This window comes from Ruegeria sp. G5 (assembly GCF_056533365.1).
Map to the genome: position 1 here is coordinate 214,616 of NZ_JBQFOK010000004.1, position 12,683 is coordinate 227,298.

A 12,683-nucleotide genomic window follows, 5' to 3' on the forward strand; every position below is an offset into this window, starting at 1 on the left:
GCTTCCTATAGTTTGATCGCCTGCATCACCTGCGGTTCGATCACCTCCACCCCGGGCAGTGCGTCGATCAGAGCCTGGGCGGATTGTTCGAGGATCGGGAATGTCTTGTAGTGGCAGGGGATAACGGTTTTGAAATTGAAATACCGCTTGGCCGCGTATGCCGCGCCCTTCATATCCATTGTGAAATGGCCACCGGCCGACAGGATGCCGATGTCGGGTTTATAGTAATCCCCCATCCAGTCCATATCCGCCATAATGTCCGTGTCGCCTGAAACATACAGCATGTGCCCGTCGCCAGCGATCATGAACCCGACCTCGCTTCCGCCTGTGCGCAGGCCGTCGGGGGTGGAAAAGGTCGAACTGTGCGAGGCCGGCACCATCGACACTTTGACACCGTTCAGGTTCACCGTGCCGCCCTTGTTGAAACCGACAGTCTCCAATCCCTCAGATTCGCTCCAGTAACCCATCAGGTCATACTGGCCGACCACAGGGATTTTCAGATGTTTGGCAAGTGAAACAACGTCGGCCACATGGTCGAAATGTGTATGCGTAAGAAGGATATGGGTCGCACCGTCCAGCGCAGCGTCATGCTGATCTTCGGGCAGCACCGGGTTTCCCGTTAGCCAAGGGTCGATCAGCAGAACCTGACCTTCGGTTTCGACGCGAAAGCTGCCGTGGCCCAGCCATATGATTTTCATGAAAATTCCTCCTCACCGGTCTGTTGGCTTTACCCTAGCATCGCTTATGTAAAAGTTCATGGACTGGTTTCGGGAAATTGATGGCTATTGCGAGCGTTTATCGCCCGCCTATTGGGCCGAGCCGATAAACGCCGTGACAAACGTAGCGTTTCTGATTGCTGCGTTGATCATGTGGCGGCGTGTGCGCGGGCAGGGGATGCCATTGGCGCATGCCTTGGTGGCGATCCTTGCTGCTATTGGCATTGGTAGCTTCTTGTTCCACACCCATGCCCAAGTGTGGTCGGCGATGGCAGATGTTGTCCCGATACTGCTGTATATCCTGGTCTATATCTTTGCGATAAATCGTGATGTTTGGGGTATGAAGCCCATCATAGCCGGGGTCGGAACAGTATTGTTCATACCTTACGCGGCCGCCACGATACCGATTTTTCAGTTTGTGCCGGGGCTTGGAGGATCTGCTGCGTATGCGCCGGTGCCGCTACTGATCCTGATCTATGCGTTTTTGTTGCGACGCCGGGTGCCCGACACGGCCAGAGGACTGGCCATAGGTGCCGTGATTCTGATCGCCTCGATCACGTTTCGCGCTTTGGATGCCCCGACTTGCGGTCATTTTCCAATTGGAACGCACTTCATGTGGCACATCCTGAACGCAGTGATGCTGGGTTGGATGATCGAGGTTTACCGACGGCACATGGCGCTAAGGTCTCAGGCCTGAAACGCGCTTGCAAGGTCTTCCGGCAGGTCGAACTCTTTCAATACCCGCGCGCGACCCTCATCCGACATCTTGCGCGCGGTCTTTTCGACAATGCTCTGGATTTTCTCGGGCGAGTGCTTGGCGGCAAATGGTGCGAAATACCATTTGAGGAATACAAAGCAGATGACATCTTCCAGCGCCTGCACCTCATCATCGCGTTTGATACCTTGTTTGCGTAGCATCCGCCCGACGGCCTCGACGTCTTCGGCCCCATATTCCGCAAGTTCCATAAAGCCTGCGACAGTTTCGGCATGTTGCACACCCTGCGCTTTGCGCCAGGCAAGATAACCGGCGCGGCCTTCGGGGTATTCATCGCGCGCCAGCTTCCAGCGTTCCACATGCTGACCGCGCGCCGCAATTTGCAGCGGGTCTGATGCGTCGGGAAACAGCCGCTCAAGCTCGGCAGTCATGCGCTGACCGTAAAGCAGCGCGGCGGGTTGGCCATCTTCCAAGGTTGGATCTTCGGCATTGGCCGCATCTATCGCGTTTAAAACTGCTTGCTTGCGCGCGCTCATTCTCTGCTCCGTCTGGTAACTGGTGTGGCGGAATGTTTCCTGACTGCCATGGTAACGAGTCGGAATGCTAAGCGCAGCAGGCAATTGCATAATTTCCGGGTCGGGTGAGGGGGGACCCGACCCGGACGAAGTGGTTCGTTAATTGCCCAACTTCGCTTTGTCTTGAGAAACCGGCTCGGGGGCGGGTTCGGGGAAGGTCATGTCGGGGATCAGGTTGTCCATGGTTGGGCCAAAGGCTTGCGCCTGAGCTGCAAGAACTGTTGTGGCCAAAACAAAGGCTGTCATGAACGTTTTCATTGGTTTTCTCCGGTTTAAGGCTGTGCCGTGCACCATGAAATGAACTGTTCAGTTTAATTTTTCAATATCAAAAATGAACTAATCAGTTTACTTTTTTGCATATGCCCTATGCATTTTTGAATGGCGATGAAGCGGGGCGAACGGGCGGGGGCGTTCAACAACCGGTCGGCGCTCTTGCGACCCGGTGCCCAGACGGGTAAATGCCCCATAACGTATATGAGGTTTTCCGATGTCGATTGACCAAAGCACCGCCGCCAAGGTGGCCAAACTGGCCCGGATCAAGGTCGAGGATGACGCGCTGCCCGCGCTGGCGTCCGAGTTCAACACCATCCTTGGGTTCATCGAACAACTGAACGAAGTGGATGTCGAAGGGGTCGAGCCAATGGTCTCGGTCGAGCCAATGCGCCTGAAACGTCGTGAGGATGTGGTGACCGACGGAAACCAGCAGGACAAAGTTCTGGCCAACGCCCCCGACGCCCGCGAAGGCTTTTTCGCAGTCCCCAAAGTGGTGGAGTAAGACATGAGCGATCTGAACAAACTGGGTCTGGCCGAGGCCCGCGACGCGCTGCGCAAGGGTGATGTAACCTCGGTCGAGCTGACCGAATCCTGTCTCAAGGCCATTGATGAGGCCGACGCGCTGAACGCTTTTGTCCACAAAACGCCCGAGATCGCGCTTGAGCGTGCCAAGGCTGCAGACGCACGCATTAAAGAGGGCGACGCGCCGTCAATGTGCGGCCTGCCGATTGGCATCAAGGATCTGTTTTGCACCAAGGGCGTGCCCTCACAGGCGGCATCCAAGATTCTGGAAGGTTTCAAACCTGAATACGAATCCACCGTCTCACAGCAATTGGCTGATGCCGGTGCGGTGATGCTGGGCAAGCTGAACATGGACGAATTCGCTATGGGGTCGTCCAACGAAACCTCGACCTACGGCAACGCTGTCAGCCCTTGGCGGCGTGGCAATGACGATGCGCAACTGACTCCGGGTGGTTCGTCCGGCGGCTCCGCTTCGGCCGTTGCCGCGGACCTATGTCTGGCGGCAACCGGCACCGATACCGGCGGCTCGATCCGTCAACCCGCCGCCTTTGTTGGTATTACTGGTATTAAGCCGACTTACGGGCGCTGCTCGCGCTGGGGCATTGTGGCCTTTGCTTCCTCGCTGGATCAGGCGGGTCCAATGACCAAGAACGTACGCGACGCGGCGATCATGCTGGAAACCATGTGTGGTCATGACCCTAAGGACTCGACCAGCACGGAACTGGCGGTGCCGAATTTCGAGGCGATGCTGACCGGCGACATCAAGGGTAAAAAGATCGGTATCCCGAAGGAATACCGTATGGATGGCATGCCCGCCGAAATCGAAAAGCTTTGGGCCGATGGTGCGGATATGCTGAAAGACGCAGGTGCCGAAATCGTCGACATTTCCCTGCCGCACACCAAGTACGCGCTGCCGGCCTATTACGTGATTGCCCCGGCCGAGGCATCCTCGAACCTAGCCCGCTATGACGGTGTTCGTTATGGCCGCCGCGCGCAGCTGGCGCAGGGCGATGGCATCACCGAGATGTATGAGAAAACCCGCGCCGAAGGCTTCGGCCACGAAGTCCAGCGGCGTGTCATGATCGGCACCTATGTGTTGTCCGCCGGTTTCTACGACGCCTATTACAACCGCGCCCGTAAAGTCCGTACCCTGATCAAGAAGGACTTCGAGGATGTCTTTGCGGCAGGTGTAGACGCGATTCTGACCCCGGCGACGCCGTCCGCGTCCTTCGGTCTGGGTGAAATGACCGAGGCTGACCCGGTGCAAATGTACTTGAACGACGTCTTCACCGTGACGGTGAACCTCGCCGGTTTGCCGGGCATCTCGGTGCCGGCAGGGCTTGATGCGCAGGGCTTGCCATTGGGCCTGCAGTTGATTGGCCGCCCTTGGGAAGAGGGCGATCTGCTCAACACGGCCTACGCGTTGGAAAACGCCGCCGGATTTGTGGCCAAGCCGGGGAAATGGTGGTAAGCCTCACGGTAGGCAAGACAACAACTGACGGAGCAGCTGGATGCGCTTTACGCTTGTAATCCCCGCAATCGGGTTTATCGCCGCCTGCAACACGGTGGCGCCTATTCAGGGTACGGGTTTTAATACACCGTCCTATCAGGCGCAGCGCGAGGCGGAATTATCCGGTCAGGGACTTACAGGAAATCCGCTGCTTGGCCCAGTAGACGTGTCCGAACAGCAATTGGGTGCGCCGGGTGCGGCGCTTCCCCCAACGGGCGACAACGCCGATCTGGCCTCTGCAACCGCCGCCGCTTTGGCGGGTACGTCAAGCTCCAGCGTTCCGTTACAAGAGCCAATTGGCGCGCCCGCGGCGACCGCTGCGCCGATCCCCAGTAATAGCTCCATTTCGGATGAACAGGATTTCGCAGCCGTATCCGACCGACGCACCATCGAAACAGATGCGGCGCTGATCGAACAAAACCGTCAGACCTACGAAGTCGTTGCGCCAACGGCAGTCCCTCAGCGGGGTACAGATGGCCAGCCGAACATCGTTCAGTACGCGCTCAGCACGTCCAACCCGGTGGGAACGCAACTTTACAGCCGCGCGGGTTTCAACCTGCAGGCCAAAGCACAGCGCAACTGCGCGCGTTTCCCTTCGGCCGATCAGGCGCAGATCGAGTTCCTCTCTAACGGTGGTCCACAAAGGGATCGCAAGGGTCTGGATCCTGATGGGGACGGCTATGCCTGCAGCTGGGACCCAAGCCCGTTCCGCAGTGCCGTCAACAACTGATATACAGCCAATTTGGCATCCATCTCCAAACTTTGGTGAGCGTCGGGACGGATTAAAACCGTCTCTGATCGTTCTGCACTATACCGCGATGGACAGTGCGCGCGCTGCACTTGATCGGCTTTGCGATCCCGCCTTCGAGGTGTCGGCGCATTTCCTGATCGGGCGTGACGGAACGTTGTGGCAATTGGTGCGCGAAGATGATCGCGCCTGGCACGCCGGAGCAGGGGAGTGGTGCGGACAAAGCGACATAAATTCTCGTTCGATTGGGGTCGAGCTGGACAATGCCGGTACACACCCGTTTTCCGAACCCCAGATGGCCGCGTTGGAAAACTTACTTTCCGCGCTGATGCAGCGATGGGAGATTGAACCAAAGGGCGTCATCGGCCATTCCGACATGGCCCCGGGCCGCAAAATTGACCCAGGCCCCCGGTTTGACTGGCAGCGCCTCGAAGCCCAATACCTAGCTGCCAGCCGTGGAACTGATGCGGGATCGCAAACCGCGGATACGCAAACATTCCAAACACTTGCGCACGCTGCAGGGTTCACGGCGCAAACGGATGATCAAACGCTTCTGTCCACAGTGCGGCTCAGATATCGTCCATGGGCGACCGGCCCGCTGACGAGCGCCGACTTGGAGGTGCTTCAGCCAGCCACTGCGCGCGGCTGATCCGTACTTCATCTGGCCAAAAATATCCCGGGGTTGAATTGGCCGAAGGCCAAGAAGGGGCTGGCCCCTTTCAATCGCAATCCAGACTTGACGCCGCAGGACCCACAGCCTAACCACGCCACGCGCGGAGGGCCGGATGGCCGCTGGGGCTACGGCCCGAGAGGAAAGTCCGGACTCCACAAGACAACGGTGCCGGGTAACGCCCGGGCGGGGCAACCCGACGGAAAGCGCCACAGAAATCAGACCGCCTGAGATTTCGGTCAAAGGTAAGGGTGAAACGGTGGGGTAAGAGCCCACCGCGCTGCTGGCAACAGTGGCGGCACGGCAAGCCCCACCGGGAGCAATGCCAAATAGGGTCCCCGCGCGGGCAGGTCGGCGTCAGCCGATACCGCCGCTAAGCCTGTCTTGGCCCAGAGGGACCGGGTTGGCAGCTTGAGCCGCGCAGCAATGCACGGCCTAGAGGAATGGTCATCGAAGGGGGCAACCCCGGAACAAGATCCGGCTTACAGGCCCTCCGCGCGTGTATTCCATGTTATTTTCCGGGCGGCTTGTAGGTGCCGGTCAGCTTCGCGGCCTTTTTGGTGATGGCGACAAAGTCCTTCGCGGTCCACGCGCGCACAGTCTCGATCCGTGTGACTGCGCCCGAGGCCGCAACCGCCATGCCGACGGCCACAGCGTCAGTGCCATCCGGTACTTCACTGATGACGACGACGTCGTTTTCACCCGTGGTCAGGTAAAAGGCCAACAGCTTCCCTCCCACCTTTTTCAATAGGGCCTTTACCGGCGCTGTCCGGTCCGAAGGTTTCTTGAGCATACCTTTGACACCGTCCTGTGAATAAGACGCATAGGTTATGAAAATGGGCATGGGACCCTCCTTTGGTTGAAAGAAAATCTGAACCCTTTGTGGCCGCTGCTTGAGATCGAAGGATCGTATTAGCCAGCGACCATCCAAGGGGCTGCAATCAGCCAAACGCCAAAACCAATCAATGCGACGCCGGTCAGTGGTGCAATCCAGGCCGCGCGCGGCAATAGCTTTTCCAAGGCGACGTAAGCCGCAATACCGACAATCCAGTACAGGTTCATCACGCCGCCGACGAACAGCAACAGCATCAATGCCCAGCAGCACCCCAGGCAATACGCGCCATGCAACGCGCCAGTGCGGAACGCCCCATAACTGCCAGGCCTGTTGTGATCGGCCAAAAACTGGGCCGGGCTCCGGCAGTGGCGAAGGCACGCTGATTTCAAGCTGGATAATTGGTACAGACCAGCCATCAACAGAACCGAGCCGGCAAATGCCTTGGACCGGATCGTCATCATCGGCCCGTCCGACAAGCCAACCCACTCCAAACCCCACTGCGCCCCGGTGGCAAGCGCACTGAACGCCGCCCACGTCACAAGGTAACCGCACAAAAACAACAGGCTGAGCTGTGCGGCCACCGCCTTGTCGGGCCCAATGCGCTTTAGCGCGGAATACAAAAGAACCGTCGGTGCCGCGCTCGGCGTCATCATGGCGATCATCATCACCCACCACATCAGGAAAATCAGAACGACATAGGACGCGGTCCATTCGACACCGCCCGGCATCTGCATGGGTTCCCCGACCGGTCTGGCCATCCGGGTCATGTCGAGCGCGGACATATTCATGCCCACACCCGCGATTGTGTACCACGCAGCCCCGATCACAATCAGGAAGACGCAAAACAGAACAATACGTCCGTCACGCCGAAGCAGACGGTCAACGGCCCCCATTGGGGAAGGGTCTGTGCTAAAGCTCATGATTGCACCGGGCTATGCGCCCAAAACACCATGACCCGAGATGTTGAGATGTGCGAGATGCGCGTGGGTTGCGTCGAAACTCAGGCTGATTTCGCCGCCGGTCGTTCTGGTGGTACCGGATGCCGCTTCGGCGTGACGGTACTCAAACCCGTTCGGTAGCTGAATCGAAGCCCGGTGCGGTTGCCCGGATACGATGTGGGGGATGGGTTGAACCTCAAGGTCGAAAACGCCATTGATTTTTGCGAACCCTGTCCTGTCCTCACGCGACCAATTCAGGTCGATGGGCAGAAACAGCGTCTCATGCTTGGTCGGTGCCATCGCGCTGTAGACGAACCAGAAGGTCGCCATTTCATCGGTGTCTTCGCCCGTCATGATTGCCTGAAGGGCGGCCCTTTGATCGGCTGACGCGGCTTCATCTATGATCAACTGCATCTGGCCATTGCCCTCGTGAATCGGGCCGGGCCAATAGTACACGCCCGCCGCTTTCACACCGGCAAGGTCGGTATCTCCGTAATGTCCGCTTTGAATGTCATAAACAACGACGGCTTCGCAGTTGCCATGCGTTGGTAATACGCTGAACTGGCACGGGCACCCAAAGTTGCAGTTGCAGTTCGCCAGTTCCTCGGCCTGAATTTCCCATTCGGTCATGATAGCCCCCCCAAAACAAATGGTACGATAAAATCGCGCCGCTCACATGTTTTGCCTGCGAAATAAGCCTCGCATGTAGGGCCCGTTTGGGGCTTCTTTCTCTTGTCCAGTCCGAAGACCATATCACGTAACCGTGAAGTCTCCAAATTGACCGGGTCATCGTGAAAGCCGGTGTCGTGGATTTGTGTGTGATATACGCCGATTCCGGTTGACTCGGCTGCGCGACCGGGTAAAAGCGCACGCTCATAGGAATTCAACCGAAAGGCCCCTGCCTTTCCGGACGCAGGAGATAACCATGGCGAAGCCGACGACAATCAAGATCCGTCTGAACTCGACCGCGGGCACGGGCCACTTCTACGTGACCAAGAAAAACGCGCGGACCATGACCGAGAAAATGACCGTTCGTAAATACGACCCGGTCGCTCGGAAGCATGTCGAGTACAAGGAAGGCAAGATTAAGTAATCTGCCATCCGACTGGAAATTTGGAAAGGGTCTCGTGTTTTCGGGGCCCTTTTTGCATGGAATTTTAGTACCTTTGGCGATGATTTCGGTCAGCAAAACGGCCCGTCTGCAAATCGGGCCGTTGCAACGACGCATCAGCCTTCAGCCTATTCGTTTCGGCAGCGGGTTGCTTTTTAAACCACCTTGCATCTACGCTTCAGCTAACCGTTCCAAAATGTTGGCCGTCATGAAAAAAATCTTGTTATCCACAGCTACCGTTCTGGCCCTTGCGGCTTGTGAAGATCCACTGAATCGCCAAGGTGTCGGGTTTACAGGCATCGATGGTGAGCCTCGGACTATTTCAGATGTTCCGGGTGCCGTCGCCTTCCTTCCGGACGCGACAAATGTACCGGCTGAGCTGGCCGTACTACCAGCCATCCCAGTGACAAGCGCCGAGACTGATCCCGAGAAGCTTGCGCGGGCTGCAATAGACAATGGCGGGCGCAACGATTTGAACTCGGTGGTTCTGACCGGGTCGGATATGAACATGTACCTGAGCACTGTCAGTGTGAATGGCACGCTGTACGGCGTTCTGCGCACCGAAAACAACAGCACGAAGGTAGACAACAGCATCGGTTCCGCCTTTGGAGCCAATACTGAGCAGTTCACAGGATGCCTGCCTGCAGGGGATGTGTTCCGCAAGGGATCATCCCAGCGTAGCTCGGGTTTTGCGGTTCCACTGAACTGTAGCTAAGCGCAGCTTTACTGAAGTTAGAAAAATCCCCGCCGGAAAGGCGGGGATTTTTTTGTGCCCAGTTCTTGTTGGCCACGCTGAGTGCCCAAAAAGAAAAGGCGGGTCACAGGGACCCGCCTTTCCAGCTGTATGAAGCTTGTCTTATTCCCGGTTGCCGAACAGTTGCAGCAGGAACATGAACATGTTGATAAAGTCCAGATACAGGCTCAGAGCACCCATGATCGCCGCTTTACCCAGCCATTCCTGATCGCCCGAGTGAGCCATCTGCAGGTAAGTGGTTTTGATGTTCTGCGTGTCATACGCGGTCAGACCAGCAAAGATCAGTACGCCGATCACGGAGATTGCAAATGCCACGGCCGAAGACGCAATGAAGATGTTGACGATCGAAGCCACGATCAGGCCAATAACACCCATGATAAGGAAAGTGCCCATCGCGGACAGGTCCTTTTTGGTGGTGTAGCCGTAAAGCGACAGACCGGCGAATGCGATGGCTGTGATCAGGAACACCTGGATGATCGATTGGCCAGTGAAGACCAGGAAAATCCAGCTAATCGACACGCCCATAACTGCAGCAAACAGGTAGAAGACCGTTTGTGCGCCGGCGGCGGACAGACGGTTGATCGCAGCGCCAAAGCCAAAAACAAAGGCGAGGGGTGCGAACATGATGACCCATTTCAGGGGAGACGCAAACAACGTGTACCCAAAGGACGTCAGATATTTATCCGCGCTCAGCTGTGCGGCTGCGGCGGATGGGTCCGTCGTTGTCGCAAGGCCCGAGATCGCCCAGGCCGCTGCAAATGTAATCAGCATGCCGACGGACATCGTGCCGTAAACTTTGTTCATGTGGGCGCGCAGGCCCTCGTCAATCTGGGCAGCGCGCGCGCCGGCCGCCGTCCGGATCGTGTCAAATTGTGCCATTAAAGGGTCTCCCTTCGCATGTTTTTCTCGCGCCCTGAAATCAGTGCACGTTCCCCGCAAATATCGGCAAGTGCGGGCTGCGTTTCAAGGGTTTAACGTCGGAAACTGGCTAAAACACGCAACAAAAATGGCGACCTTGGGGTATGGGCCGCCATTCATTGAAAAAAGATGCAGATTAGATTCATTTTTGCCAGAATTCCGGCGCATCCCAGGCGGATCGTGCGGCTTCAGCCTCGGCCTCAGCGCGCGTTACACCGATATCCTGCAAAGCGCGATCATCCAAGCGGACCAAACTGCGGCGTTGACGCCGCAACGACAACACCTGCCAGACGGTGCTTATTGAAAATCTGCGGCGCAGCTTGCGGGAAGATGTTATTGCTATTTGGGTCATAATTTATGTCCTTTCGTGAAAAAGAGATGATTTAGCTCCATCTCATCAACTTCCTTGATTTATATGGACTGCTGTGACACATTTTGAAAATGAATGTTTTTGAAGTGATGCATAAGGAATCGTGAAGATGCGAAATCTCGACATTACGACTTTGCGCTCTTTCGTGGCGGTGGCAGATCATGGCGGCGTGACACGCGCAGCCGGGTTTTTGCATCTAACGCAATCGGCCGTTTCAATGCAGTTGAAGCGATTGGAGGAGCTGCTGGGGCTGGAACTGCTAGATCGTAGCGGCAGGACAATTGCCTTGACCGCCTCGGGCGAGCAGCTTTTGGCATATGCCCGGCGCATGATTGCGTTGAACGACGAGATTATCTCAAAACTCACGGATCAAGCCTTTGAAGGCGAGGTTGTTCTGGGTGTCCCTCATGACATCGTCTACCCGGCCATTCCACGTGTATTGCAGCGTTTCAATGTCGAATTCCCGCGGGTGCGTGTGCAACTTGTGTCTTCTTACTCGTTGCAATTGAAGGAAATGTTCAAGCGTGGCGAATGCGATCTGATACTCACGACCGAAGCGACCGTCGGCGAAGGGGCCGAAACGATTGCTGAATTGCCGCTGCGCTGGATCGGTGCCCCTGGTGGGACAGCTTGGCGCAAACGTCCGATTCCTTTGGCTTTGGGACGAAGATGTCTATTCCGGCCTCAGGTTATTGCGGCGTTGGACGAAGCTGAAATCCCGTGGGAGTTGTCGGTCGAAACTGAGAATGATCGCACGATCGAGGCGACCGTCAGCGCTGATCTCGCGGTGCACGCGGTGCTGGATGGCACCGAAGCGGCCCATCTGGAGCAGATTGACGATGGGGGTACGCTGCCTGAACTGCCCGCGCATATGATTAATTTGTACGGCGGTGAGTCGGGGCGTGACGATGTTGTCGACGCTCTGGCAGCGCTCGTGCGGCAGAACTTCCGTATGTTGGGTGGCACTCAGTTAAAAGCGGTTGTCGGGTAAATCTGCTCAGATTGAAATGACGACCTTCCCGGTCGCTGTTCGATCTCTGAGCATTTGCAGACCTTTCTCCGCTTCGGCCAATGGCAGCACGTTGCTGATATGAGGTTTGATGCGGCCTTCGCCGTGCCACTTGAACAGGGTTTCAAAGCTCTTTCTTACGATCTGAGGCCGGAAGGTCAGATACCCGCCAATGTACAAACCGATTACGGTCAGGTTTTTGACCAGCAGATGGTTGGCAGGGATTTGTGGGACGTCGCCACCTGCAAACCCAATGGGCAATAGGCGGCCTTCGGGGTTGGTCGCGCGAAAGGCGGCTTTGAAAATATCTCCGCCGATTGCGTCATAGACCACATCTGCGCCGCCGAGTTCCTTAACGCGGCTTCGCAGGTCTTCGCTGGCATCGATCAGGTGATCCGCACCTGCCTGCTGCGCCACTTTCAGTTTTTCCGCCCCGCGCGCCTGCGCGATGACTGTGGCCCCCATCAATTTACCAATTTCGACGGCGGTCAGACCCACGCCACCTGCAGCACCGGTTACCAAGAGGGTTTCACCCGATTGCAGACGCGCGCGGTGATCAAGGGCAATGTGGCTGGTGCCGTATGCGATCTGTATTGCCGCGGCGTCTTCGAAACTCATCGAATCGGGTATGGCGATGGTGCGATCTGCATCAAAGACACCGTACTCGGCCAACCCACCTTGGCCGGAATAAACAGCGACGCGATCACCTGCTTTCAGGTCCGCTACATCGGTGCCGACCTTATCCACGATCCCGGCAATCTCCATGCCCTGCGTGAAGGGTGTCGGGGGGGTATCCTGATAGGTGCCTTTCTGCATAAGCAGGTCGGCAAAATTCAAACCGCAAGCCTTGATCGCGACCCGCACCTGACCGGAACCCGGTTCAGGAACCGCTATCTGGCACAGTCTGGGAGGTGTTCCTGTCGCTTCTAGTCGAAAGGCCTGCATTCTCTTGCTCCTTGGTTGGAAGCATAGGTTCGCGTAGACCGCAGATTGTCAATTGTTTACCCGGCAGCACAAGA

Annotated in this window: 17 protein-coding genes and 1 other RNA gene; 9 read left to right on the forward strand and 9 right to left on the reverse strand. The window is 57.0% G+C overall.

Annotated elements, in window-relative coordinates; genetic code table 11:
• Positions 1–5: 5 nt before the first annotated feature.
• On the reverse strand, positions 6–698 hold the full coding sequence (locus ACR0BD_RS09120; RefSeq protein ID WP_480696302.1) for a metal-dependent hydrolase: 693 nt from the start codon (positions 696–698) through the stop codon (positions 6–8).
• Positions 699–756: 58 nt separating this feature from the next.
• On the opposite strand from ACR0BD_RS09120, the gene ACR0BD_RS09125 reads away from it, so the two are divergent.
• Complete coding sequence (locus ACR0BD_RS09125) at positions 757–1,413, forward strand: ceramidase domain-containing protein (protein ID WP_480830076.1); 657 nt, start codon at positions 757–759, stop codon at positions 1,411–1,413.
• On the opposite strand, the gene ACR0BD_RS09130 is transcribed toward ACR0BD_RS09125, so the two are convergent.
• Both ACR0BD_RS09130 and ACR0BD_RS09135 read right to left on the reverse strand, forming a co-directional pair.
• The gene (locus tag ACR0BD_RS09130) at positions 1,404–1,967 is read right to left on the reverse strand and encodes a DUF4202 domain-containing protein (RefSeq protein WP_480830077.1); all 564 of its coding nucleotides are present in this window, start codon (positions 1,965–1,967) and stop codon (positions 1,404–1,406) included. The two genes, ACR0BD_RS09125 and ACR0BD_RS09130, sit on opposite strands and share 10 nt — an antisense overlap.
• Positions 1,968–2,105: 138 nt before the next feature.
• A complete protein-coding gene (locus ACR0BD_RS09135; protein WP_480696296.1) occupies positions 2,106–2,264 on the reverse strand; it encodes a hypothetical protein in 159 nt (52 codons plus the stop codon).
• 229 nt (positions 2,265–2,493) lie between these two features.
• Between ACR0BD_RS09135 and gatC the strand changes: the two genes are divergently transcribed.
• From gatC to rnpB, 5 genes are all read left to right on the forward strand, one after another.
• Positions 2,494–2,781 carry an Asp-tRNA(Asn)/Glu-tRNA(Gln) amidotransferase subunit GatC gene (gene gatC / locus ACR0BD_RS09140; RefSeq protein WP_170325838.1) on the forward strand — a complete coding sequence of 96 codons (288 nt, stop codon included), beginning with the start codon at positions 2,494–2,496 and terminating at the stop codon, positions 2,779–2,781.
• Between the two features lie 3 nt (positions 2,782–2,784).
• Complete coding sequence (gene gatA, locus ACR0BD_RS09145; RefSeq protein ID WP_480830078.1) at positions 2,785–4,272, forward strand: Asp-tRNA(Asn)/Glu-tRNA(Gln) amidotransferase subunit GatA; 1,488 nt, start codon at positions 2,785–2,787, stop codon at positions 4,270–4,272.
• A 40-nt stretch (positions 4,273–4,312) separates the two neighbouring features.
• Entirely contained in the window at positions 4,313–5,041 is a 729-nt protein-coding gene (locus tag ACR0BD_RS09150; RefSeq protein WP_480830079.1) for a hypothetical protein, read from the forward strand.
• The gene (locus tag ACR0BD_RS09155; RefSeq protein WP_480830080.1) at positions 4,992–5,708 is read left to right on the forward strand and encodes an N-acetylmuramoyl-L-alanine amidase; all 717 of its coding nucleotides are present in this window, start codon (positions 4,992–4,994) and stop codon (positions 5,706–5,708) included. Before ACR0BD_RS09150 ends, ACR0BD_RS09155 begins: the two co-directional genes overlap by 50 nt.
• A gap of 124 nt (positions 5,709–5,832) precedes the next feature.
• An RNA gene (gene rnpB / locus ACR0BD_RS09160) (RNase P RNA component class A) lies at positions 5,833–6,230 on the forward strand.
• A gap of 10 nt (positions 6,231–6,240) precedes the next feature.
• Here the strand turns inward: rnpB and ACR0BD_RS09165 are convergent.
• The 3 genes from ACR0BD_RS09165 to ACR0BD_RS09175 form a co-directional block, all read right to left on the reverse strand.
• Positions 6,241–6,573: a GYD domain-containing protein gene (locus ACR0BD_RS09165; RefSeq protein ID WP_480830081.1), complete on the reverse strand. Its 333-nt coding sequence runs from the start codon at positions 6,571–6,573 to the stop codon at positions 6,241–6,243.
• 68 nt (positions 6,574–6,641) lie between these two features.
• Positions 6,642–7,484 (reverse strand): DUF2182 domain-containing protein, encoded by an 843-nt coding sequence (locus ACR0BD_RS09170; protein WP_480830082.1) that lies wholly within the window; start codon positions 7,482–7,484, stop codon positions 6,642–6,644.
• Positions 7,485–7,496: 12 nt separating this feature from the next.
• The gene (locus ACR0BD_RS09175) at positions 7,497–8,132 is read right to left on the reverse strand and encodes a DUF1326 domain-containing protein (protein ID WP_480830083.1); all 636 of its coding nucleotides are present in this window, start codon (positions 8,130–8,132) and stop codon (positions 7,497–7,499) included.
• A gap of 295 nt (positions 8,133–8,427) precedes the next feature.
• Here ACR0BD_RS09175 and rpmG point away from each other — a divergent pair, with 295 nt between their 5' ends.
• The gene (rpmG, locus tag ACR0BD_RS09180) at positions 8,428–8,595 is read left to right on the forward strand and encodes a 50S ribosomal protein L33 (protein WP_005630270.1); all 168 of its coding nucleotides are present in this window, start codon (positions 8,428–8,430) and stop codon (positions 8,593–8,595) included.
• A gap of 226 nt (positions 8,596–8,821) precedes the next feature.
• Positions 8,822–9,328 (forward strand): hypothetical protein, encoded by a 507-nt coding sequence (locus ACR0BD_RS09185; protein WP_480696280.1) that lies wholly within the window; start codon positions 8,822–8,824, stop codon positions 9,326–9,328.
• A gap of 141 nt (positions 9,329–9,469) precedes the next feature.
• Here ACR0BD_RS09185 and ACR0BD_RS09190 read toward each other — a convergent pair whose 3' ends face one another.
• Positions 9,470–10,246, reverse strand: a complete 777-nt coding sequence (locus ACR0BD_RS09190) for a Bax inhibitor-1/YccA family protein (protein ID WP_480696278.1) — start codon at positions 10,244–10,246, stop codon at positions 9,470–9,472.
• A gap of 181 nt (positions 10,247–10,427) precedes the next feature.
• Entirely contained in the window at positions 10,428–10,637 is a 210-nt protein-coding gene (locus ACR0BD_RS09195; protein ID WP_480830084.1) for a DUF1127 domain-containing protein, read from the reverse strand.
• Between the two features lie 127 nt (positions 10,638–10,764).
• On the opposite strand from ACR0BD_RS09195, the gene ACR0BD_RS09200 reads away from it, so the two are divergent.
• Entirely contained in the window at positions 10,765–11,646 is an 882-nt protein-coding gene (locus tag ACR0BD_RS09200; protein ID WP_480696274.1) for a LysR family transcriptional regulator, read from the forward strand.
• A 6-nt stretch (positions 11,647–11,652) separates the two neighbouring features.
• Here ACR0BD_RS09200 and ACR0BD_RS09205 read toward each other — a convergent pair whose 3' ends face one another.
• Positions 11,653–12,609, reverse strand: coding sequence for an NADPH:quinone oxidoreductase family protein (locus ACR0BD_RS09205; protein ID WP_480830085.1), 957 nt, complete (start codon positions 12,607–12,609; stop codon positions 11,653–11,655).
• Positions 12,610–12,683 lie beyond the last annotated feature (74 nt).

Coding starts and splice junctions, on each gene's coding strand:
- ACR0BD_RS09120 (WP_480696302.1), bottom strand. CDS start 698: ATGAAAATCATATGGCTGGGCCACGGCAGCTTTCGCGTCGAAACCGAA.
- ACR0BD_RS09125 (WP_480830076.1), top strand. CDS start 757: ATGGACTGGTTTCGGGAAATTGATGGCTATTGCGAGCGTTTATCGCCC.
- ACR0BD_RS09130 (WP_480830077.1), bottom strand. CDS start 1,967: ATGAGCGCGCGCAAGCAAGCAGTTTTAAACGCGATAGATGCGGCCAAT.
- ACR0BD_RS09135 (WP_480696296.1), bottom strand. CDS start 2,264: ATGAAAACGTTCATGACAGCCTTTGTTTTGGCCACAACAGTTCTTGCA.
- gatC (WP_170325838.1), top strand. CDS start 2,494: ATGTCGATTGACCAAAGCACCGCCGCCAAGGTGGCCAAACTGGCCCGG.
- gatA (WP_480830078.1), top strand. CDS start 2,785: ATGAGCGATCTGAACAAACTGGGTCTGGCCGAGGCCCGCGACGCGCTG.
- ACR0BD_RS09150 (WP_480830079.1), top strand. CDS start 4,313: ATGCGCTTTACGCTTGTAATCCCCGCAATCGGGTTTATCGCCGCCTGC.
- ACR0BD_RS09155 (WP_480830080.1), top strand. CDS start 4,992: ATGCCTGCAGCTGGGACCCAAGCCCGTTCCGCAGTGCCGTCAACAACT.
- ACR0BD_RS09165 (WP_480830081.1), bottom strand. CDS start 6,573: ATGCCCATTTTCATAACCTATGCGTCTTATTCACAGGACGGTGTCAAA.
- ACR0BD_RS09170 (WP_480830082.1), bottom strand. CDS start 7,484: ATGAGCTTTAGCACAGACCCTTCCCCAATGGGGGCCGTTGACCGTCTG.
- ACR0BD_RS09175 (WP_480830083.1), bottom strand. CDS start 8,132: ATGACCGAATGGGAAATTCAGGCCGAGGAACTGGCGAACTGCAACTGC.
- rpmG (WP_005630270.1), top strand. CDS start 8,428: ATGGCGAAGCCGACGACAATCAAGATCCGTCTGAACTCGACCGCGGGC.
- ACR0BD_RS09185 (WP_480696280.1), top strand. CDS start 8,822: ATGAAAAAAATCTTGTTATCCACAGCTACCGTTCTGGCCCTTGCGGCT.
- ACR0BD_RS09190 (WP_480696278.1), bottom strand. CDS start 10,246: ATGGCACAATTTGACACGATCCGGACGGCGGCCGGCGCGCGCGCTGCC.
- ACR0BD_RS09195 (WP_480830084.1), bottom strand. CDS start 10,637: ATGACCCAAATAGCAATAACATCTTCCCGCAAGCTGCGCCGCAGATTT.
- ACR0BD_RS09200 (WP_480696274.1), top strand. CDS start 10,765: ATGCGAAATCTCGACATTACGACTTTGCGCTCTTTCGTGGCGGTGGCA.
- ACR0BD_RS09205 (WP_480830085.1), bottom strand. CDS start 12,609: ATGCAGGCCTTTCGACTAGAAGCGACAGGAACACCTCCCAGACTGTGC.